We start from the raw sequence: 21958 nt of genomic DNA on the forward strand, positions 1-21958 counted from the left end.
CATGCTTTTGAAAGGTCTTACGTGACTACGAAGCGCGCACTGATTACTGGCATTACAGGCCAGGACGGGGCCTATCTGGCCGAACTTCTCCTCGCCAAAGGTTACGAAGTACATGGTGTTAAACGGCGGTCGTCGTCATTCAACACCGGACGTATTGATCATCTTTATCACGACCCTCACGAGCAGGGTGTAAAGATGTTCCTGCATTTCGGTGACATGACCGATGCGACCAACCTCATCCGCCTGATGCAGGAGGTGCAGCCGGACGAGGTTTACAATCTCGCGGCCCAATCGCATGTACAGGTGAGTTTTGATACCGCAGAATACACCGCGAATGCCGACGGGATCGGAGCCTTGCGGATTCTTGAAGCAATGCGACTGTTGAAACTGGGCGAGAAAACCCGGTTCTACCAGGCATCAACGTCGGAGCTTTACGGCAAGGTCCAGGAGATACCGCAGTCCGAGACGACACCGTTTTATCCACGCTCGCCTTATGCCGCGGCAAAGCTCTATGCCTACTGGATCACGGTAAATTACCGGGAGGCGTACGGTTTTCATGCCTCAAACGGCATCCTGTTCAATCATGAAAGCCCCATTCGCGGCGAAACTTTCGTTACCCGCAAGATTACCCGGGCGGTGGCGGCAATCCATCACGGACTTCAGGACACTCTGTATCTCGGCAACCTGGATGCCAAGCGAGACTGGGGACATGCCCGGGACTATGTGGAAGGCATGTGGCGTATTGTGCAGCATGATGAACCGGATGATTTTGTACTGGCGACAGGCGAAACCCAAACGGTCCGGTCATTCGTTGATGCGGGTTTCAAGGAAGTGGGCATCGATATTGAATGGCACGGCGAAGGTGTCGAGGAAACCGGCACGGACAAGGCATCGGGTCGGATCCTGGTGCGTGTCGACCCACGTTACTTCCGACCCACGGAAGTTGACATTCTGATCGGTGATCCGCGCAAGGCCAAGGAGAAGCTTGGCTGGAGCGCCACGACGCCGCTGTCCGAGCTTGTCTCGGAAATGGTCCGGGAAGACATGAAACAGGTGGCGGAGGAACATCGCCGCAACCGGCATGAGTGAGCCGGTCTTTCCTCTTGCGGGCAAGTCCGTGTGGGTGGCCGGTCATCGTGGAATGGTCGGCTCTGCGCTGGTCCGCAGGCTGCAGTCGGAGAAATGCTCCGTCCTGACCGCCAGTCGTGACGATGCGGACCTTGTCCGCCAGGAAGACGTAGAGAATTGGATGAACGCCAACCGGCCGCAGGTGGTGTTTCTGGCAGCAGCCAAAGTCGGTGGCATACACGCGAACAACACGTACCCGGCCCAGTTCCTGTATGAGAACCTGATGATCGAGGCCAACATTATCCACGCTGCGTTCAAGGCTGGCGTTGAGAAGCTGGTGTTCCTGGGTTCAACCTGCATCTATCCGAAACTGGCACCGCAACCGATCCCTGAAGAGGCTCTGCTGACCGGGTCGCTGGAACCGACCAACGAGTGGTATGCTATTGCCAAGATTGCGGGCATCAAGCTGTGCCAGGCTTATCGCAGGCAACACGGTAGCGATTTTATCGCTGCACAACCCACGAACCTTTACGGCCCAGGTGACAATTATGACCTGGCGACATCCCATGTCCTGCCCGCATTGCTGCGAAAAGCACACGAAGCCAAGGTGTCGGGCGCAAAAACACTGAGTGTTTGGGGGTCGGGCACTCCGCTGCGGGAATTCCTTCATGTCGACGATCTTGCCGATGCGGTGGTGTTTCTGGCCAAACACTATTCAGGTGACCGCCACATCAATGTAGGTTCTGGCGAGGAAGTCTCGATCCGGGAATTGGCCGAAGCCGTCTGCCAGGTTGTGGGATTTGAGGGTGAACTGGAGTTTGATGCGTCCAAGCCTGACGGTACGCCCCGCAAACTTGCCGACGTGTCGCGGCTGACCCAACTGGGTTGGCAAAGCGCGCGGTCTCTCGAGGAGGGCCTTGAAAGTACCTACCGGGAACTGGGCAGTGACAATGGATTGCCAGATTTCCAGCAGCGCTGATCTGCGAAAGGTCAGGCTGGCGTGTTCTGAAGAACAACCTGATACGAACCTCTAGAAACCCATCCTCACACTCAAATTTCAAATTTCCAACACGACCGGCAAGATAGATACGATCCACGATGATTGATGTATATCTATCGCATTTAGCACTGCTGCTGTTTTGCACAATCACGATGATACCGTGGTTTGTTGAGGGCAGTAAGCAGATATTCGTGCCGATAAAAGTCTGGTCGGCACTTCAGGTGCTGCTGATTGCTCCGGGTGCGATTCTTGCTGCACACAACCCGGAACTGATTCACCGGGACGTCAGGGTGCTCAGTGCAGACGGCATACCTTCCGCCCTGATATCAACGTTCCTCATTTTCAGTATTTTGAATGCAGTCATTATTGCTACCTATTATAGCACGAACACCTTCGTTAACGGCCTGTATGCCGGTAGATCCAGTCAGCAGGTTCAACTGCGGCCGGAAGACAAATCGATCATATACATCCTGTTTGCACTCGCCTCGCTGGGGTTCCTGTTCAAGCTGCAATCTGTCGGTGGCCTGTCGTACATTCTTGAAAACGTAAACCTCAGGGTCTCTCTGCAAAGAGGCCTGGGGCCGTTAAACTATTTTGTCGACACTTTCCTGCTGTTGGCCTGCGTCATCGCCGCGAAGAGGCATGCACTTACCCGTCACAAGACCGACTTCTGGGTGCTGGTTGTCATATTCGTCTTGTCTGTCTTTTTCGCTTCCCTGTTTGGCGGCAGGAAATTTGCCATTCACCTGTTCATTTATTGCCTTATCGTCTACTCGGTCTACCGGGACGATTTTCTGAAATTCAAACCGAATTCCATCCTGAGTATCTCATTCAGTTACTTTGTCATAATCGTGTATTTCTTCCTGGTTCTGACATACAGGAAAGTTTCGAATTTTGATGAGTTTATCCAGGACCTGCCTACGCTGCTGCATGAGTCGGTAAACTCATTTTCCTATATTTTTATCTCAGTCAGTTACCTGGATACGTACATATTCGTTGTCGAGTTTTTCAACAGCAGCAACTTCTATTACGGAGCTACCTTCAGGGATCTGCTGTATGCGTTTGTCCCCAGCGCCTATTTTCCGTTGAAACCGCCGGTGGATGACGGCCTTTACATACGCGCTGCGTCTTTGGGTGGATACCTTGAACCGGGGACACCTGCGGTCACCCTGCGAGGGCTTGCATCGTGGCCGGGAGAAACTTTCGGCACTGCCTACATGAACGGTGGCATTCCGATGATTGTGATTTTCGGGATTATTCAGGGAATGGTGTTTTCCATTGCCTACCTTTTCTTCCAGAAAAATCCCAATTCAACATTCCGCCTCGTATTGATGATGAGTATTTTCATCAACTTCAAAATATCAAACCTGCGAATATCGAACCTGTTCGCTTTGATTGTCTGCCTTGTTGTCTCGTATTTCATGGTCAAGGTCCTGATGAAATTCAGATTTCGACGGGTAAATCATGTAACGCAACCGCAACACTGATCGTATGCCGCAGGTCTTAACAGGACAAATCATATGGGCGATCTGCCAAACCGTTGTGGTGCTGGTCCTGTCTCATCAGTCGCAGTTTTCCATCATAGGATTCTATAGTTTCGCCCTGTCAATATTCGCACCTTTGTGCCTGGCAGGCAGCTTTAACCTGCGGACCTTTGTCGTGGTGGGTGACGAGGCCCAGTACTCTCCTGCAAGCGTCATTCTGCTCCGCTCGATCGTTGTGGGCGGTGCGTTTGCAATAACAGTGACCTGCGTGTGTTTTCTGGCAGACAATGTTGCCGCGGCTGTCGCCGCATCCGCCCTGCTTGCCCTCAGAGCAGTGGACCAGCTTTCCGACGCCGCCATCGGGTTCTATCAGCGTGATGCAAGATTTGATCGGGTGGGCAGGTCATTTGCGCTGAGAGGGGTAGCTGGAGCACTGCCGTTTCTGGCTCTGACTTTCTGGGGAGTTGACGTGTTCTCCGCCGCTGTCGTCACGCTGGCAATTGTCGCTCCGCTTGTCGCGTATTTTGACCTGATGCCCCTGCTGAAACAGTCCGGTTCAAAACTGCCGTGGACCGAGGGTATCAGGAAACTTGTCTTCGCCCTGAGGCATTCTTCATTGCCGGCGTTTTTCCCGCTTCTGGATAATCTGCAGTTCAACAGTTTTCGCTATGCAGCGTTTTTCTACCTGCCAACGGTCGAGTTTGCCTTTGTGGGTCTGGCCCATATCCTGTACGGGCCGTTTCAGCTGCTGACATCGGCGTTTGGTTTCAAGTTCCTGTCGCAGGCGGCCAGCCTGACCAGGGAAAACCAGGTGCAAGGCCAGAACCGGCATCTCGTTCGTGGCGTGCTGATCGGTGCTTTCATATCGTTGCTGTTCCTGGTCGGGGTTGTGGTGGCCCCGGTCTTCGTTCTGGAACTCCTGATCGGAAAACAGGCAGCAGAGGCGGTTCCCTATCTGGAGATTACCGCAATTGCCATGCTGCCGGTGGCGACAGCCGGCTTCGTCTCGCTAAGCCTTGCAGCGCGCAAGACAACCCGCGCCTACGCGGCCGCGCCCCTGGTCAGCTTGATCGCCTTTGTGGTCGTGTTGCTCGGGGTCGTATTGCTTGGCTACTCCGACCTGCTGTTTTTCATCACGGCGGCCTATGTGCTTTGCTACATGATCAGAATCTTGATCTCGGTGGTGAGTTTCCGCAATGCCAGGCCCGCCTGAAAACTGAAGACTTGATGGATTGAGATTGCAGAAATTGATCGCTGACTGGAGGTTGTTTTGAGGTATTCGGGTGGGCCTGTATATTTTGTGCCACGACTTGCCAGAAAAATTTTTACGATGCTTGCCGACATTTCGGCCACCGTATACCACCGTCTGGCATGTCGCGCGGTCGGCGCACGCACCCGGATCATGCGCCGGGTGAGGTTTGCCGAGCCCGGTGTAGTCAGCATCGGTTCCGATTGTGTGATCGAAGCAGGGGTTATTGTTGGCGCCGAGATCGCCGGATCATCTCTTGTGCTGGGCGACGGGGTGCAGATCAACGGCAATGTGGTTCTCGACAATTCCGCGGAACTGGAGATCGGATCAGGTGCGCTCATCTCCGACTCGGTTGTCGTCTACACACATGATCACGGTTTCGACCCGAGAGCCCGGCCTACCGGATACCCGAAATGCATAGGTCAGAATGTGTGGATCGGAGCCCGGGCAATCATCCTGCCGAGTTGCAGCGAAATTGGCGCAGGGGCTGTGATCGGCGCGGGTTCCGTCGTTACCAAGAACATTCCAGAACACACGGTCTGGGCCGGGAATCCGGCGCGTCAGGTCGGGTTTGTAAAGTCCAACACAACCAGCAAGAAGTGAATTAAGCCAAAGTGTCCATCTCTCAAAAACTGGTAGAGTATTTTTACAGCGATGAAAAATACAATGGAACCAAACGTTTCTACGATTTGATCAGAACTGATACCAAGCCTGATACAGTCATGTTGAATCTTGGTGCCGGACCGGCAACCCGGGCGGCCATCAGACAGTTCAAAGGATCGGTGCGCGAGGTTTGCGGCGCTGACATTGACCCTGTTGTGTTATCCAATGATGAACTGGACAAGGCGGTGTTGATTGAAGACGGCAAGGTGGATTTTCCAAGCGATCACTTTGATCTGATCTACTCTGACTTCGTGATCGAACATGTCGAAAATCCGCGCGAGTTCCTCACCGAAACGCTGAGGATGCTCAAACCCGGCGGCAAGTACTTTTTCCGCACGCCGAACCTGTTTCATTACGTGGCGTTGATATCGTGGATCACGCCCCAATCATTTCATGAGTTCATCGCCAACCGCATCCGTCAGTTGCCAGAGGATGCTCATGAACCCTGGCCGACGTTTTACCGCCTGAACACGCGAGCGGCTATTGAGACCGAAGCCGGTGCTGTCGGTTTTTCCGGTATCGATATAGAGTTTATCGAACCGAACCCGTCCTACCTGCAGTTTCATCCGGTCCCGTTGCTGTTGGGAGTTGCGTATGAACGAACGGTGAATTCAACAGATCTCCTGCGCTCCTTCAGATCAAACATAATTGGAACACTGGCCAAATAATCAGACACGGCCTGCACCTGAAAACATGCTGAAAATTTCCCATATTGTGACCTCAATCGAATCCGAAGCGTCAGGTCTGTCCTACTCCGTGCCGTCTCTGGCGAAAGCCCAGGCCGGGTTGGGCAGTGACGTTGCCCTGTTGTCGGTCGGGACACCTGGCAAGGCGCACGACAGTGGCGTTGTGTTTGAAACAATGCCACGTGACCTGAGCTCGATACCGGTTTTGCAGAGGCTGTATATTTCCTCAGAATTGAAGAAGCGTGTCGCAGAGCCCGGAGCTGACATAATCCACAATCACGGGCTTTGGATGATGCCGAACATATATGGCTCCCTGGCCCGCAGGAAGAACCGGGACGTCAAGCTGGTCACGGCCCCGCGTGGCATGCTGTCTGCGACGTCCCTGAACTTTTCCCCGATACGCAAAAAGGTATTCGGGCACATGTTCCAGAACCGGGCACTTGATGCGGTGGACATGTTCCATGCCACGGCGGAATCGGAGGCTGATGAGATACGCGCGCTTGGGTACCGTCAACCGATCGCGGTTGTGCCAAATGGTATTCACGACGATGTGCCGGCCAGATCACCCGGGCGAACCGGGCGCGACAAGGTCGTGATTTCGATCGGCCGGGTTCATGCCAAAAAGGGCCTGGACCGGTTGATAAAGTCATGGGCTGAAGTCACCAAGCGATTTCCGGAATGGCGGCTGGTCATCGCCGGGCCAAGTGAAAAAGGCCATTCTGAAGAACTCACCGGCCTGGTCGAACAGCTGTCCCTGACTACAGTGGAGGTGAGGGGCCCCGTATTCGGGGCGGAAAAGCAGCGCCTGTATGCAGACTCAAGCCTGTTTGTGCTGGCGACCCTCAATGAAAACTTCGGGATGACGGTGGCGGAAAGCCTCATGGCAGGCACGCCGGTCATCTGTACCAAAGGGGCCCCGTGGAGCGGGCTGGAAACCCAGAAGTGCGGTTGGTGGATCGATCATGGCATAGACCGCCTTACCGCTCAGCTTTGTGCGGCCATGGAAACATCGGAAGACGAAATTGACGCGATGGGGCAGCGTGGCCGCGCCTGGATGAAGAGCGAGTTTGGATGGGAAACCATCGGACGGAAACTGATCGACGCTTATGGCTGGCTCCGGGAGGGCGGTGATCCGCCTTCCTGTGTCAGGATCACTTAACTGGCTAACTCAAGAATGTAACTGCCATGGATGTACAATCTAACCGGGCCGCCCAAAAGTGGACGAGGCGGGAAAATGCAGGCCGGGTGCTGTGGGCACTGGCACATCCACTGTTTGCGTGGAGCCCAAGGCCGTTCTGGGGATGGCGCAGGGCGTTGCTTCGTTTGTTCAAGGCCAGAATCGGAAATGATGTTCATGTATATCCAACGGTCCGGATATCGATACCGTGGAATCTGTCGATAGAGGATGGAAGCGCAGTAGGTGACAGGGTGATATTGTATGCCCTGGGTCCAATTGCACTGGGTCGTGCAACAACAGTATCGCAAAATTCTCACCTGTGCGCCGGCAGCCATGACTACAGCCGCGCCGACAGGCCGCTTACAAAACCACCGATCACAATTGGGGACAGCGTCTGGATTTGCGCAGATGCCTTTGTTGGCCCGAATGTGAGTATCGGTGATGGTGCAATTGTCGGTGCGCGTGCCGTGGTTATCAAAAATGTATCGGCGAAAGCGATCGTTGCTGGCAATCCAGCGAGGGAAATCAACCACTTGGACTGATTTGGAATCATGAAAAACACATCGGAAATTTCTGGATACAAATATGATGATCCTGAGCAGAACTGCTCGCACGGATACATTTTGCCGGCAGTGCTTGCAGAGCTCGACCGGTTGAAGGCCGCTTCATCAAGCAACGACCAGCCGCCACGCGTCTTCGATCTCGGATGTGGAAATGGCAGCGTCGCCCAGGTCATGGAGGCCCGGGGCTGGGATGTGACGGGAGTGGACCCTTCAGTTGAGGGCATTGCCGAAGCTCGCAAGAGCTATCCGGACCTCAAACTATCGTCTGGATCGGCCTATGACGATCTGGCAAAGGAACATGGCCGATATCCGGTCGTGATAAGCCTCGAAGTCGTGGAACATGTCTATGCGCCGCGAGATTATGCCTCCACCTTGATCGACTTGCTGGAGCCCGGCGGGACGGCCATTGTGTCCACGCCGTACCACGGATATCTGAAAAACCTGGCGCTGGCCGCCACCGGGGCCATGGACAAGCATTTCACTGCCCTGTGGGATCATGGGCACATCAAATTCTGGTCTATGCGAACCCTGACGGAACTCCTGAATGAAGTCGGCTTTGTCGATGTGCGCTTCCTGCGGGTCGGGCGAATTCCTCCCCTGGCCAAGTCGATGATAGCAATAGCGAGTAAGCCGTAATGTTAACCGTCGTCATTCTTACCGCCAATGAGGAGCAGCATCTGGCGCGGGCGATCGGTTCGGTCAAGGACATAGCCGAACGTGTCGTGGTGGTGGATTCCGGCTCGGTCGACAAAACCCGCGAGATCGCGCGCTCTCTCGGCGCGGTGGTTCACGAGAACAAGTGGGTCAACTATGCCACCCAGTTCAATTGGGCGCTCGACCAGTTGGCGGATGACAGCGAATGGGTGCTGCGCCTTGATGCCGACGAGTTTGTAACGCCCGGACTGGCGACGGAAATCAAGCAGGCACTTGGCGGGCTTAGCGAGGATGTTGAAGGGGTGTATGTATCGCGCCGCATGACCTTCCTTCAGAAACCTGTCCGGCACGGCGGCGTTTTTCCGATCAGGGTCCTGAGACTTTTCCGATTTGGAAAAGGGCGTTGTGAAGACCGCTGGATGGACGAGCATATCAAGGTCGATGGACAGACCGCTGACTTCAAGGGCGACATCATTGATGATAATCTGAACCCGCTTACCTGGTGGACCGACAAACACAATTCATATGCCAGCCGGGAGGTAATTGATCTTCTCAATCTCGAATATCACTTCATGCCGCATGACACGGTGGCCAGTCTTCAAGGTGGCCGGCAGGTCGGCGTGAAGCGGTTCCTGAAGGAGAAGGTCTATGCCCGTCTACCCGCCGGCATGCGCGCATTTGTATACTTCTTTTACCGCTATGTGATTTGCCTGGGATTTCTGGACGGGCGCGAAGCAACGGCATTTCATGTCCTGCAGGGTTTCTGGTATCGCTTCCTGGTCGATACCAAATTACTGGAGGTGAAAACATATATGAAAAACCATGATGTTGACGCTGTGACGGCAATTGACAAGGTGTTGTTTGTCAAGCTGAAACAGACACTTGATCAATCTTCCAAGAATGGCAGGCCTTGATGCTGACCGCCGTCAGGCGACGGCGTCAGACAAGAAAATCGTCGTCCTGTCCGATGGACAATTGGGGAGTTTGGTCAACTCCAATCATGCCGTCGCCATCAAGGTCTGCTGCGAATAGCGACTCCAGTCCGACAAGGTCGTTTGATGAGTGGGTGCTGGAAGAGAGATAGGCACCGTTCGCGTCCGTCTCCCAGACAGAGTAGACGTCGCTGGGGCCCTCCCACAGTACGGTATATCCGGTGTCTGTGGCCTCGGCCTGCAGCGCTGACCAGCCGGCATAACGCGCAGGACCGACGTCTGTTCCGCTTTGCGTCAGTGCGACTGACGTGGCGCCTCCATCACTGATTTCATAGACATTGGCAGCAGTGACGGACAGTTGGTGGTCTCCGTTGTCCTCGATGACTTCGAAGGCCCCGATGTGCCCGTTGCCGTCAAGATCAGCAGCAAAAGTGGTCTCCAGTTCGGAAAGTGCAGCAGCTGACTTGATGCTGGAAGACTGATAGGCGCCGGCAGCGTCCGTCTGCCAGAGTGAATAGATGTCATCGGGTCCCTGCCACAACACGGTAAAGCCGGTGTCCGTCGCCTCGACCTGCAGCGCAGACCAGCCGGCATAACGCGCAGGACCGACGTCTGTTCCGCCTTGTGTCAGGGTGACCGGTGTGCCGACCCCGTCGCTGATTTCATAAGCATTGGCCGGCGTGATGGACAGCTGGTAGGCGCCATTGTCCTCGACTGCCTGGAAGCTTCCGATCTGTCCATTGCCATCAAGGTCCGCAGCGAAAACCGTTTCCATTCCGGCGAGTGCGGCAGAGGAGTGGGTGCTGGAAGATAGGTAAGCGCCATTGGCGTCTGTCTGCCACACGGTGTAGATGTCGTTGGGCCCTTGCCACAGTACGGAAAAGCCGGTGTCCGTTGCCTCGGCCTGCAGGGCTGACCAGCCTGCATAGCGCGCAGGACCGACGTCTGTTCCACCTTGAGTCAGGATGACCGGCGCACCGATACCGTTGCTGATTTCATAAGCGTTGTCCGGCGTGACGGACAGCTGGTAGGCGCCATTGTCCTCGACGGTCTGGAAGGCCCCGACCTGTCCATTGCCATCAAGATCTGCATCGAAAATCGGTTCCAGTCCGGCAAGTGCGGCAGATGAATGGGTGCTGGAAGACAGGTAAGCGCCATTGGCGTCCGTCTGCCACACGGTGTAGATGCCGTTCGGCCCTTGCCACAGCACGGTAAAACCGGTGTCCGTTGCCTCGGCCTGCAGCGCTGACCAGCCGGCATAGCGTTCTGGTCCGACCTCGGATCCGCCTTGTGTCAGGATGACCGGTGTGCCGGTCCCGTCGCTGATTTCGTAGGCATTGGATGGAGTGATGGAAAGCTGGTGGGCACCATTGCTCTCAACAGTGTTTGCGTCATTGGCAAACACTTCGGAAAGCAGGGCCCCGTCGCCGTCATAATGGCGGGTCCACTCCGTCCAGGTCTCCACATTATAGAAGTCATAGACGGTCAGTGAACTCGTGCCGTCATCGTTCACTGTAAGGCGTTCAATCAGGTTATCATTGAGGTCATAGGTATCGGTGATCGTCGCCCAGGCTTCGGCACCATTGTCGGTGACCTGCACCTGGGACTGCTCAAAATTCCGGGCAGCGAGATCGAGATCCTGCCAGTTGTCATAGAAGAACAGGGTGTCCCAGCCATCGCCGCCATTCAGATCGGCGAAATTATCTGCGGCATCGAACACAATAGTGTCGTTGTCGGCTCCGCCATCGATGATGTCACCGCCGCTGCCGCCATCGAGCCAGTCATTGCCCTCGCCGCCGGAAAGGTTATCGGCTCCTTCGCCGCCATAAAGTGTGTCATCGCCGCGATTGCCGATCAGCGTATCATTGCCGCCATTGCCGGTCAGGACATTGTCCAGGTCATTACCGGTCAAGACATCGTAACCTGAGCCGCCAATGGCGTTTTCGATGTCCACGTCATAGGCAATGGCCAGGTTGTAATCGAGACCGTTGGTGCTCGAGTAAGACCCGGCTACCAGCGACAGGGTCGATGACAGAGACCAGCCTGACAGGTCTATCGTGTCAACACCGTCTCCGTCCCAGATGGTCAGGATCGGTGTCTGGTTGTTGTTGAAATCGTAAATGGCGCCGCCAACGGTTGAGTTGAAGCCGTAAACCGTATCATCCGCGCGGGTTGTGTAATCGGCACCATACATCTGTTGAATGGCAAGAATGTCGTAGACCATTGGGGTCTGGGCTGAATTTTCCCAGATATAGGGAGCCCAGGTGTTGTTATTTCCCCAGTCGGCACCAGTGTTGTCAGCATCAAAATAAGACATGATGGTATATTGCTGACTGTCTTCGGCAAACTCCCATCCGGTTGACGTATTGCCGTATTGCGGATTGCCGCCGTTGTAATCTCCGCCGTGAGCGAGACCAAGGGCGTGACCGATTTCATGGACAAAGGTCGCAAAGCCGTGACTGTTCAGGGTCGGTGTCATCAGGTCATTGGACTGCTGTGAACTGTCGAAGGCGGAATTGAACCATACCGATCCGTCGATGGCCCCATAGGTGCCGCCTTCATAGCCGACATAGCCGGTTCCCCAAGCGTGGGCATAGCCGATACTGGTGGTGGTGTTAGACAGCTTTATATCCGCAGAATTGGCAGCACTGCCGGTGGCTTCAACCAATTCGGTTGCAACCAGATCATCCCACATGTTCATGGCAAGGCGGGCGGCCGTTTTTTGCGCCTCTGTGAATTCACTCCAGCCCGACGCTTCACCGAATCCGGATGCGAAACTGGCGCTTGTCGGGAATCCGTAGGTAATAGTCTGCGCGGTCTCACCGGAGAATTCACGCCATTCATTGGGCGCGGTGAACCCTCCGCCGTAATCATAGTCACTGTCGAGCTGGTCGACCAGAGCCTGGTTGAAGCCTTCCGAAACCCCGTTAGCCGTTCCGCCTTCGCCCGTGCCGGCTTGCTGCGGGGTATTGGAGGAATTGTCCAGTTCAGACAGGGACGCAAGGCCAAACGATCCGGTACCGGGCAATTCGACTTGTTGCCACCCCTGTTCGCCAGGCTGGCCAAAAGGGGAGGGATTGTCGGACAACCACTCACCCAGCTGGTCAAGCAGGTTTGAGATTGTCATGGACCCGCTTGTGTATTCGAAACAGTGTTGACACATATCTTAAGTCATTTCCCTGAAATCCGAGGCCGGACCACTCTGTACGCCTGCCGGATAGTAGGCATGCGAGATTTAATTTGATCCGATGTTATTTGTTCAAATTTGAATGAATCGTGACCCCGGGTGGCCACGCGCGCCATGCTGCGGGCGTGGGCGGGAAGCGTCGGGCGCGGCCCAAAAACATAGCCAAACGCCTGGCTGCTACAGACCCGGCCACGGCCAAACCTGTCTGATCGGCTGGCGCAAGGGCTGCCTTGTATTTGCACACCACAAGAGCAGATCAAAAGCTAAACCAGTCCTATGCCACCGTCGCCATTGAGGTCTGCAGCGAACAATGCCTCGACACCGGCCAGTCCGTCTGCTGACAGGCCGTAACCCCCCTGATAGTTGCCTTCAGCATCAGTCTGCCAGACCGAATAGCCGCCATTGGGGTCCTGCCACAGCACGGCAAATCCAGCGCCTTTTGCTTCAACCTGCAATGCAGACCAGCCCGCATAGCGTGTGGGGCCGACATCCAGTCCACCTTGCATCAGGGTGATTGATGCGCCGATCCCGTCGCTGAACTCATAAGCCTCGTTCTGGTTGACTGTGAGCTGATAAGCGCCATTGTCCTCGATGATGTCCGGAAGCCCGATCTGGCCACTGCCATCAAGGTCTGAGGCAAAAAAGGTTTCCAGCCCTGGAAGTGCGGCTGCCGTTATCGGCTTGGAGGACTGATAGACGCCTTCGGCATCCGTCTCCCAGAGTGCGTACCCGCCATTGGGGTCTTGCCACAACACGGTAAACCCGGTGTCTGTCGCCTCGACCTGCAGGGCAGACCAGCCGGCATAGCGTGCCGGTCCGACGTCAGCACCGGACTGCGTCAGCGTAATCGGCGCGCTGACCCCGTCACTGAATTGATATGCGTTGTCCGTGCTGACAGTGAGCTGATAAGAACCATCGTCCTCGATGATGTCGGGAAGCCCGATCTCGCCATTGCCGTCCAGGTCTGCGGCGAAAATTGTTTCCAGCCCTGGAAGTGCAGCTGCCGTGATCGGCTTGGAAGACTGGTAGACGCCATCGGCATCTGTTTGCCAGACCGCGTACCCGCCATTGGGATCCTGCCACAACACGGTAAATCCGGTATCGGTGGCCTCGGCTTGCAGGGCGGACCAACCAGCGTAACGAGCCGGTCCGACGTCAGCGCCGGATTGCGACAAGGTAATCGGTGCGCCGACCCCGTCACTGATTTGATAGGCGTTGTCCTGACTGACGGTGAGCTGGTATGCGCCGTTGTCCTCGGTGATTTCCGGAAGGCCGATCTGGCCATTGCCGTCAAGGTCGGCAGAGAAAGTGGTTTCCAGCCCGGGAAGTGCGGCTGCCGTCATCGGCTTGGAGGACAGATAGGCACCTGTGGCATCAGTTTGCCACAGCGCGTAACCGCCATTGGGGTCCTGCCACAATACTGTGTATCCGGTATCCGTCGCCTCGGCCTGCAGCACGGACCATCCGGCATAGCGCGCCGGTCCGACATTGGTGCCGCCCTGGCTGAGGGTGACTTGTGTGCCAAGGCCGTCGTTGATCTCGTATGCGTTGGCCTGATTCACAGTGAGTTGGTAGGCGCCATTGTCCTCGATCATAGCGGAAATGCCGATCTGGCCATCACCATCAAGATCCGCCTCAAAGACCGTTTCCAGCCCGGGAAGTTCGACTGACGTCACTGCCCTGGAAGTCTGATAGGCACCGGTTGCATCTGTCTGCCAGAGTGAATAGTCACCGTTGGAATCCTGCCACAACACTGTGTATCCGGTGTCTGTCGCTTCGGCCTGCCGGGCATACCAGCCGGCATATGCCGCGGGTCCGACAGCTGTTCCGCCGTGCGTAAGGGTGATAGGTGTGTCGACGCCATCACCGATCTGATAGGCATTTGTTGGATTGACGGTGAGATGGAGGGCGCCGTTTTCCTCAATGGTTTCGGCGACCCCGATTTTCCCGTCACCGTTAATGTCTGCCAGGAAGATCGGTTCCAGCAGGGGAAGTTCTGCCGCTGACATCGCCTGCGAAGACAGATGAGCGCCGGTCGCGTCGGTCTGCCAGAGCGAATAAATGCCGTTGGGACCTTCCCACAACACGGTGAAGCCGGTGGCGGTTGCCTCAGCCTGCAGGGCGGACCATCCGGCATAGCGCGCCGGTCCGACATCGGAGCCGCCCTGGCTCAATGTGACAAGTATGCCAACGCCATTGCTGACCTGATACCGTCCATCCTGATCGACGGCCAGTTCATAAGCCCCGTTGCTCTCGATCACGACGATATTTTCATTGACGATCGAGTGGGCACGACCGCCGGCAGTTATGACGATGTCGCTGTACGTCAGGGAAGTTCCCGCGCCGAGATTGACAAACAGCAGCGCTTCTGCGAGGCCGGTGCCATCCACATCGATGCTCAGGTTTCCCGTCGTCTGATCGTACAGGAATTGTGCCTGGTTCTGGGTGGCAGTTGTACCGAACACGAGACTATCTGCGCCGAGTTCACCAAGCTGCATGGCTTGTGCAAAGCCAAGGCGCCCGATCTCGATGATGTCGGTGCCGGATACGAAATCGGTCACCTGGTCAACGCCGTCATGGCAATTGTCGAATACGAACGTGTCACTGCCGCCGTTACCGGTCAGTGTGTCGGATGCCTCGCCACCGGCGATGCGGTTGTCGCCCGAGTTGCCAATCAGGGTGTTTTCACCATCGTTGCCTGTTGCATTGGTATCGTTGATGCCAAGCAGTTCAAGGCCAACCGCGCCTTCTCCAAGGAATGCGGATGCAGATGACGTGATGAAATTGGTGTCACGCAAGTCGATCTTGACATTGTCGATACCCATTTCGATGACCACGCTGGTCGTCGTCCCATTGAGCGAAAACTCAACGTTGACGAGGCCGGAGGCAGTGGTTGAGGCGGAATAACCACCTGATGCATAGTTTGCGAAGTCTTCCTGCGATCCGCCCTGGGGCTGGATGCGGATCGTTGCGCCACCAACACCTTCATTGTACGAGAACTGATCGTTGGCATCGGTGTCGTTGTAGACAACGCCCGTGATGAACTTGTCATCGCCTGATACAGCAAAGTTTTCGTTCAATACGGCTGCATTGTATTGTCTGTAGCGGCCCAGCTCAAAACCGAGGCCGATCTCGCGGAATTGCGGGTCGAATGTTCTGGCCCGGGTCGTTGCGTTGAGGAACAGCGCTTCAATGCTGTCTTCCAGTGCGGACAATGCGTTCAGAAAGCCGGTCGTGCGACTCAAGGCGAGGTTTTCTTCGGACGCGGAATCTCCGGTAAACTGATAGCCGGCGTCCTGCATCCGCTCTTCCGGGCTGCTGTTGCCCTGTCCGGTATGGGAAAACCGGTTGGTCTGCAGTATCCAGGCGCTGTGATCTTCAGCCGCATCGTTCAGCAGCAGGTTGAACGCCAGCGGTTGCAGCTGAGTAGCGGAAAATGTGCCTGAAGGGTTTCCATAGGCATCAACTGCGCTTTGCGGATTGAGCCGGTGCGCATTCATTAGCTCCAGAGCATATTGTTCGTAAGCCGATGGTTCGGACATTGTCGCCTCGTCGGAAGTATTGATCTGTCGTCGTCGGCGTACAAAATGACTCACACGGCCTAAAGTTCCGTGGCACTGAAAATGAAAATTCAGCCGGTTCCGGTAATTAAAATTTTACGAAATCTGGACTGACGGCGATGCTGCACAGGAACGGGCGGCTTGCATCTTCCCGACAGAATCGTTTACCCCAGAGCCATGAAGATTTCCGTCATTACCGCCGTTTACAATCGCCGCGATACGCTGGCGGATGCGGTGAAGTCGCTGCAGGCGCAAACCCATGAGAATTTCGAACATGTGGTCATGGATGCCGGCTCAACAGATGGCTCCCTGGAGGTTTTGAACCAGCTTGCCGATCCGAGAATGTCGCTGACCAGTGAACCCGATGACGGCATCTATGATGCGCTCAACAAGGGGATGAAGCGGGCCACCGGCGATGTGATCGGGCTGATGCATTCTGATGATGTATTTGCGTCGGCATCAGTTCTTGAACTCGTTGCGGGTGCCTTTGAGAATGCCGATGTGGATGCAGTCTACGGCGATTTGCAATATGTATCCGCAAAAGATCCCGACAGGGTAATCCGCCACTGGACGGCCGGTGAATTCTCGGCCTCGAAGCTGAAACGTGGGTGGATGCCGCCGCATCCTTCTCTGTATGTGCGCAAGTCCGTGATTGACCGCTGGGGCGGGTATGACACCAGCTACCAGATTGCTGCGGACTACGATGCCATTCTGCGCTGGTTCGGCAAAGGCGGAATCCAGGCGACGTATGTCCCGGAAGTTTTCGTCAAGATGCGGGTGGGCGGTGAAAGCAACCGGTCGGTTGAACGGGTTTTGCGGAAAAGTCGTGAAGATTATCGGGCGTTGCAGTCCAACGCCGTTGGAGGCATAGGTGCACTGGTGTGGAAGAACCTGAGCAAGCTGGGTCAATTCAGGGCGAAGTGATGCCGGTGCGCAACCATGCCTTTGTGACCTTGCGCCTTGCGATCGGCAACCGGTCCCTGTAATGCTCCGGTAAATTCCTCGGGAGATTTTCACGCTTGAACCAGCCTGTTCCAGAACCGGTATTTGAGACACTCCTCAACAGGTTGTCCGACCGGACCGCGACCGTCGGTGTCATCGGGCTCGGATATGTCGGACTGCCGCTGGCCGCCGCGTGTGCGCGTGCCGGGTTCAAGGTTACAGGTTTCGATATCGATGAAGCCAAGACCACGGCACTTGGCAAGGGGCTATCGTATATTGACGCCGTTGCTTCCGAGGAACTTGCCGGTCATGTGTCCGCCAGGCGTTTTGAGGCGACTTCCGACTTTGCACATCTGAAGCACTGTGACGCTGTCGTCATATGTGTCCCGACGCCATTGTCCAAGCACCGCGAACCAGACCTGTCCTATGTTTCCGGCACCGCCGAACAGATAGCTGACAGGCTTAGGCCGGGGCACCTGATCGTGCTTGAATCGACGACCTATCCAGGCACTACCCTTGAAGTTCTGAAGCCGATCCTGGAAGCAGGCGGCCTGCGTTCCGGTGCGGATTTCTGGTTGGGTTTCTCGCCCGAGCGGGAAGATCCGGGCAACGACCGGTATCATACCGCCAGTATTCCGAAAGTGGTGGCCGGTGACGGTGAGCAGGCCTCAGACCTGATGAAGGCACTATACGGTGCGGTGGTCGATACGGTTGTACCGGTGTCAACTCCGTCTGTTGCCGAAGCCGTCAAGATCACCGAGAACGTGTTCAGGGCGGTCAACATAGCGCTGGTCAACGAACTGAAGGTGATCTACGACGCGATGGGCATTGATGTCTGGGAGGTCATTGACGCGGCCTCGACAAAGCCGTTTGGCTTCATGCCGTTTTATCCGGGTCCGGGCCTGGGTGGCCATTGTATCCCGATAGATCCGTTTTACCTCACCTGGAAGTCGCGTGAATATGGATTGCCGACCCGGTTCATCGAACTGGCAGGTGAAATCAATGTCGCCATGCCGAAGTATGTGGTCGGCAGGCTGCGGGACGAGCTGGATCAGCAACAGTCCGTCGCGCTTGGCGCAGCGGCTATTCTTGTACTCGGCCTAGCCTACAAGAAAAACGTGTCCGATATCAGGGAGAGCCCGTCATTTGCGCTCATCGAGTTGCTTGAAAAACATGGCTGCAAGGTTGAGTTTCACGATCCCCACGTTGGTGAAATACCCATGACCCGGGAACATGCTGATCTGGCCGGGCGCAAGTCGTCAGACCTCACCGCGGAAGCTGTTGCGCAGTACAATGCCGTGCTGGTTTCAACAGATCATGATGCCATTGACTACCAACTTGTCGCGAACAGTGCCAAACTCATTGTGGATGCACGAAATGCCTTTGCCAGACGCGGGCTGGCGGGCGCGCATATCGTGAAAGCATGACGAGGCAGACCCCGGGATTCCATGTTGTTCAAGGGTTGAACGGCAGACCTGGGGATACCAACGCGAAAGTGTTCTAAACCCATGCCGGTTCAACTTTCCTGCGAACTTAGCCTGCTGATGGCGGCCTGTGAATCGGATATGGCCTTTGTTGCGGCTCATGACCGGTTGCGTGACCGGATTGACTGGCAGCGGTTCGGTTCGCTGGCACGGGCACACAAGCTCGGTGCGCTGGCAGCCACGAGGATCAGCCGGGCAGGTCTGGCCATGGTGCCGGAAGAAACAATGCTCATGCTGGACTGCTACCGGCGTGACATCGTCACCCGAAACCTCGCCCAGGAAGTGGGCACAGTGCAGGTGATCCAGTTGCTTGCGGCGGCAGGCGTTCGCGCCCTGGCGTTCAAGGGAGTTGCGGCGGGCCGCCTGCTGCATGGCGATGTGCATAACCAGCGCGTGTCCAGCGATATCGACATTCTGGTGGCGGCAGAGGACATGGCATCCGCCGAAGCCGCACTTGCCGCTGCCGGCTACCGCAAGGACTGGCCGGGTTTCGAGGTGAACTCGCGGGCGCAACCGACACTGATGTACCTGGCACACGCGTTCACATGGGTATCGCCTGACATGGGGCTGGCGGTCGAATTGCATCATCGCCTGACCCACAATCCATATTGGTTTGATGTCCGGTTTGACCGGTTGTGGCAGGCCGCCGAGAAGGTTGCCCTGCAGGTCGGCAATATCCGCACACTCGGCCCGGCTGACATGGCTGCCTACATGTGTTGTCACGCTGTTGATCACAGCTATTTCGTCCTGAAATGGATCGATGATGCCGCCAAGGCTGTCACCAGAGCAGAGCAGATGATACCGGATCCGGACTGGTTACCGTCCGAGCTGGGCGCCGTCACCGCAGTTGATCGTACAAAGGAGCTGGTTGGCGCCCTGTATGCGGGTATTGAGGGTGAAACCGGATTGCCGATACAGGAACGCCGCCTTAGCGCCGGGGTTGCCCGGGCAATAGCCCGGATCGAGGAGGCAGATTTTGGCGACGACACCCGCCGCCTGGCGGACCTGCCGCGGGAAATTGCCGGAACGGTTCGCAGGGCTGTTCTGGGCGGCTCCCTGAAGGCTGCCTGGCACGATGTTTTCCAGGTTCTTGCAGACCCGCGCGATGCCCGCGCGCTGGGCCTGGGGCTGGCCTGGCAGCCGCTGTACGCTGTGCTGGGCCTGCCGTTTTCGGCGTGGCGCTACCTGACCCGCCCGTAATGGGTGTGCTCGCTGCTGGTTTATTGCGGAATCTTCCGGTGAAAACCAGGCAGGCGAAGCCCGAATCAACTGCTACAAGAATTACTGTGCCTGCAGACGCCGGTTTGCAGAAGCAGTGAACAGTGCTGCCATGAGGATGATTGCTTGAGCGGGATAGGGGCGATTTTCTGGAAGGATGGACGGCCTGCCGAACGCGCAGTGATTGAACGTTTGGGCCAGGGACTGCGTCCATACGGCCGGACAGCGCAGACTGTCCGCACGTCCGGCTCATGCGGTGTTGTGTTTGCCTTGCGCGGCACAACCGGCATGGACGACAAGGCAAGCCAGCCGCTGCAGGCAAACGACGGCCGGCATTTGTTTGTGTTTGATGGCCGACTGGCCAACCGGGCGGAAATTGCCCGGGATCTGGGCGGATCGAGCTTCCGGTCAGATAGGGTATCTGATGCCGATCTGGCATTTCAGTCCTGGCTTATGGGCGGCGATGCTGCTGTAAAAAAATGGTCCGGGGAGTTTTCCTTCATATGCTGGGATGCCCATGAGGAGACCCTTCTGGCATGCCGCGATCACATCGGTCTGAGAGCACTGTGTTATCACGAAACGCCACAGCGTGTTGTCGTCGCATCGGCGCCGCGAGCCGTGCTCTCGCTGCCCGATGTCGAGCGTGCGATAGACGAGCAAAAGATTGCCGACCAGCTTGTGCAGCTGTTCCATGACGGAGAACGCACCTATTACAAGGACATCAGGCGCGTCCTGCCGGGGCATTTGTTTCGCGTCAGTCCGGCAAAGACGGAGAGCACGAGATACTGGAGTCTCGATGAGGTGCCGGACGTGCGCTATGCGCGCGATGAAGATTATGTGGAGGCCGGTCTTGAACTGTTCAATGAGGCGGTCAGGTCGCAGGTGGCAGGCGAGCCGCGGGTCGGCACGTTCCTGAGCGGTGGGCTTGATTCATCGTCGGTTGCGGTAACTGCACTGGATCATTTGTCTGACAACCAGGCCTTGCCGGCGTTTACCTGGGTGCCTTCCAGGGACTGGGACGGTCGCTGCCGGGACGGATCCTACGGAGATGAAACCCCGTTCATCGAGGATATTTGCAATTTGCACCCGCGCATCAAGCCGCATTTTGTCCGATCGGAAGGTCACGGGCTGTTTCACCAGCTCGACGATTTTCTGGACTATTCCGGTGTCGCCCCGCGCAACGCGATCAACCTGTGCTGGATCCACGACATCAACATGGCTGCGCGGGACCAGGGCCTGAATGTTCTGCTCGATGGCGGCATGGGTAACATGTCGTTGAGCTGGAGCGGCGAGGGGGTTCTGCTCGAACGCTGGCAAAACGGAGATTACGCGAACCTGCTGCGTGATGTTTTTGCAGGCCCCGGAGGTGCAAAAGGTGTCTACCGCAGGCTCACTCACATGCTGCTGTTCCGGATTGCACCGGACTGGGTGCATCGACGTTATGCACAGCTCAGGGGTGATCGGGGTTCTTTGCCGCTGTGGCGGCGGCGGTCGGTGATCAATCCCGACTTTGCCCGGGAAATGCATGTCGAAGATCGCATGGCGCACTATGGTTGGGATTTCTTTTCAACACCCGTGCGCGATACCCGGCGCGTCAGAGGGGAGCTCTTTACCGGCAGCTTTTCGCACGAGCGAGCCGATATTCACCAGGCGTTGCGTGCCATGTACAATGTCGAGACCAGAGACCCGTTTTCAGACCGCCGGCTTATCGAGTGGTCGCTTGGATTGCCGGAGGCCCAGTCGCGGCGTTTCGGACAAAACCGCTGGATGATCCGCCGGATGATGCAAGACAAGCTGCCTGCATCGGTTCTCGACAACCCGGGTGGTGGTGAACAGGTAATCGACTGGCATGCGCGTCTAACCTGGGACCTGCCGCGCCTTCGCGAAGAGCTGGAAGCACTCTCGGATGACCCGGACACAGCCAGATTTATCGATGTCAAACTCATCCAGGCATACCTGGATGACTGGCCTGCTGAAACACCGTTCGGTTCAAAGGACCGCGGCTATGCGTTCATACCTGTCGGCATCTGTTCGGCGATTGCGGCGGGCCGCCTGGTACGGCGTACCAAGGGATCCAACCGCTAGGGGCAG

16 protein-coding genes are annotated in these 21958 nt (G+C 56.4%); 14 read left to right on the plus strand and 2 right to left on the minus strand.

Annotated features, from left to right (window positions below; genetic code table 11):
* Positions 1 to 21 precede the first annotated feature (21 nt).
* The 10 genes from gmd (at position 22) to DHN55_RS06770 (ending at position 9458) form a co-directional block, all read left to right on the plus strand.
* Positions 22 to 1089 (plus strand): GDP-mannose 4,6-dehydratase, encoded by a 1068-nt coding sequence (gene gmd, locus DHN55_RS06725; RefSeq protein ID WP_108881753.1) that lies wholly within the window; start codon positions 22 to 24, stop codon positions 1087 to 1089.
* Positions 1082 to 2047 (plus strand): GDP-L-fucose synthase, encoded by a 966-nt coding sequence (fcl, locus tag DHN55_RS06730; protein WP_108880557.1) that lies wholly within the window; start codon positions 1082 to 1084, stop codon positions 2045 to 2047. Before gmd ends, fcl begins: the two co-directional genes overlap by 8 nt.
* Before the next feature lie 212 nt (positions 2048 to 2259).
* Positions 2260 to 3555 carry an O-antigen polymerase gene (locus DHN55_RS06735; protein WP_337659995.1) on the plus strand — a complete coding sequence of 432 codons (1296 nt, stop codon included), beginning with the start codon at positions 2260 to 2262 and terminating at the stop codon, positions 3553 to 3555.
* Positions 3556 to 3559: 4 nt separating this feature from the next.
* Positions 3560 to 4765 carry a hypothetical protein gene (locus tag DHN55_RS06740; protein ID WP_108880559.1) on the plus strand — a complete coding sequence of 402 codons (1206 nt, stop codon included), beginning with the start codon at positions 3560 to 3562 and terminating at the stop codon, positions 4763 to 4765.
* Positions 4766 to 4882: 117 nt separating this feature from the next.
* Entirely contained in the window at positions 4883 to 5404 is a 522-nt protein-coding gene (locus tag DHN55_RS06745; RefSeq protein WP_108880560.1) for a DapH/DapD/GlmU-related protein, read from the plus strand.
* A 119-nt stretch (positions 5405 to 5523) separates the two neighbouring features.
* Positions 5524 to 6132: a class I SAM-dependent methyltransferase gene (locus tag DHN55_RS06750; protein WP_337659996.1), complete on the plus strand. Its 609-nt coding sequence runs from the start codon at positions 5524 to 5526 to the stop codon at positions 6130 to 6132.
* Between the two features lie 25 nt (positions 6133 to 6157).
* Entirely contained in the window at positions 6158 to 7309 is a 1152-nt protein-coding gene (locus DHN55_RS06755; protein WP_108880562.1) for a glycosyltransferase, read from the plus strand.
* Positions 7310 to 7335: 26 nt separating this feature from the next.
* Positions 7336 to 7869 (plus strand): acetyltransferase, encoded by a 534-nt coding sequence (locus DHN55_RS22595; protein WP_108880563.1) that lies wholly within the window; start codon positions 7336 to 7338, stop codon positions 7867 to 7869.
* Positions 7870 to 7878: 9 nt separating this feature from the next.
* Positions 7879 to 8526: a methyltransferase domain-containing protein gene (locus tag DHN55_RS06765; RefSeq protein ID WP_108880564.1), complete on the plus strand. Its 648-nt coding sequence runs from the start codon at positions 7879 to 7881 to the stop codon at positions 8524 to 8526.
* The gene (locus DHN55_RS06770) at positions 8526 to 9458 is read left to right on the plus strand and encodes a glycosyltransferase (RefSeq protein ID WP_108880565.1); all 933 of its coding nucleotides are present in this window, start codon (positions 8526 to 8528) and stop codon (positions 9456 to 9458) included. Before DHN55_RS06765 ends, DHN55_RS06770 begins: the two co-directional genes overlap by 1 nt.
* 25 nt (positions 9459 to 9483) lie before the next feature.
* On the opposite strand, the gene DHN55_RS06775 is transcribed toward DHN55_RS06770, so the two are convergent.
* A complete protein-coding gene (locus tag DHN55_RS06775; RefSeq protein WP_337659997.1) occupies positions 9484 to 12603 on the minus strand; it encodes a M10 family metallopeptidase C-terminal domain-containing protein in 3120 nt (1039 codons plus the stop codon).
* A 323-nt stretch (positions 12604 to 12926) separates the two neighbouring features.
* On the minus strand, positions 12927 to 16205 hold the full coding sequence (locus tag DHN55_RS06780) for a CAP domain-containing protein (protein ID WP_108880567.1): 3279 nt from the start codon (positions 16203 to 16205) through the stop codon (positions 12927 to 12929).
* Positions 16206 to 16364: 159 nt separating this feature from the next.
* On the opposite strand from DHN55_RS06780, the gene DHN55_RS06785 reads away from it, so the two are divergent.
* From DHN55_RS06785 to DHN55_RS06800, 4 genes are all read left to right on the plus strand, one after another.
* Positions 16365 to 17147, plus strand: coding sequence for a glycosyltransferase family 2 protein (locus DHN55_RS06785; RefSeq protein ID WP_337659998.1), 783 nt, complete (start codon positions 16365 to 16367; stop codon positions 17145 to 17147).
* Positions 17148 to 17242: 95 nt separating this feature from the next.
* Positions 17243 to 18592, plus strand: a complete 1350-nt coding sequence (locus DHN55_RS06790; protein WP_108880569.1) for a nucleotide sugar dehydrogenase — start codon at positions 17243 to 17245, stop codon at positions 18590 to 18592.
* A gap of 81 nt (positions 18593 to 18673) precedes the next feature.
* Positions 18674 to 19849 (plus strand): nucleotidyltransferase family protein, encoded by a 1176-nt coding sequence (locus DHN55_RS06795; protein WP_108880570.1) that lies wholly within the window; start codon positions 18674 to 18676, stop codon positions 19847 to 19849.
* A gap of 144 nt (positions 19850 to 19993) precedes the next feature.
* Entirely contained in the window at positions 19994 to 21952 is a 1959-nt protein-coding gene (locus tag DHN55_RS06800; protein WP_108880571.1) for an asparagine synthase-related protein, read from the plus strand.
* The last annotated feature ends 6 nt before the right edge of the window (positions 21953 to 21958 follow it).

The organism is Anderseniella sp. Alg231-50, assembly GCF_900149695.1.
Lineage (GTDB): Bacteria > Pseudomonadota > Alphaproteobacteria > Rhizobiales > Aestuariivirgaceae > Anderseniella.

What these genes read in the sequence shown, in the direction of transcription:
- fcl (WP_108880557.1), top strand. Translation starts at nt 1,082, where the DNA reads ATGAGTGAGCCGGTCTTTCCTCTTGCGGGCAAGTCCGTGTGGGTGGCC.
- DHN55_RS06740 (WP_108880559.1), top strand. Translation starts at nt 3,560, where the DNA reads ATGCCGCAGGTCTTAACAGGACAAATCATATGGGCGATCTGCCAAACC.
- DHN55_RS06745 (WP_108880560.1), top strand. Translation starts at nt 4,883, where the DNA reads ATGCTTGCCGACATTTCGGCCACCGTATACCACCGTCTGGCATGTCGC.
- DHN55_RS06750 (WP_337659996.1), top strand. Translation starts at nt 5,524, where the DNA reads ATGTTGAATCTTGGTGCCGGACCGGCAACCCGGGCGGCCATCAGACAG.
- DHN55_RS06755 (WP_108880562.1), top strand. Translation starts at nt 6,158, where the DNA reads ATGCTGAAAATTTCCCATATTGTGACCTCAATCGAATCCGAAGCGTCA.
- DHN55_RS22595 (WP_108880563.1), top strand. Translation starts at nt 7,336, where the DNA reads ATGGATGTACAATCTAACCGGGCCGCCCAAAAGTGGACGAGGCGGGAA.
- DHN55_RS06765 (WP_108880564.1), top strand. Translation starts at nt 7,879, where the DNA reads ATGAAAAACACATCGGAAATTTCTGGATACAAATATGATGATCCTGAG.
- DHN55_RS06770 (WP_108880565.1), top strand. Translation starts at nt 8,526, where the DNA reads ATGTTAACCGTCGTCATTCTTACCGCCAATGAGGAGCAGCATCTGGCG.
- DHN55_RS06775 (WP_337659997.1), bottom strand. Translation starts at nt 12,603, where the DNA reads ATGACAATCTCAAACCTGCTTGACCAGCTGGGTGAGTGGTTGTCCGAC.
- DHN55_RS06780 (WP_108880567.1), bottom strand. Translation starts at nt 16,205, where the DNA reads ATGTCCGAACCATCGGCTTACGAACAATATGCTCTGGAGCTAATGAAT.
- DHN55_RS06795 (WP_108880570.1), top strand. Translation starts at nt 18,674, where the DNA reads ATGCCGGTTCAACTTTCCTGCGAACTTAGCCTGCTGATGGCGGCCTGT.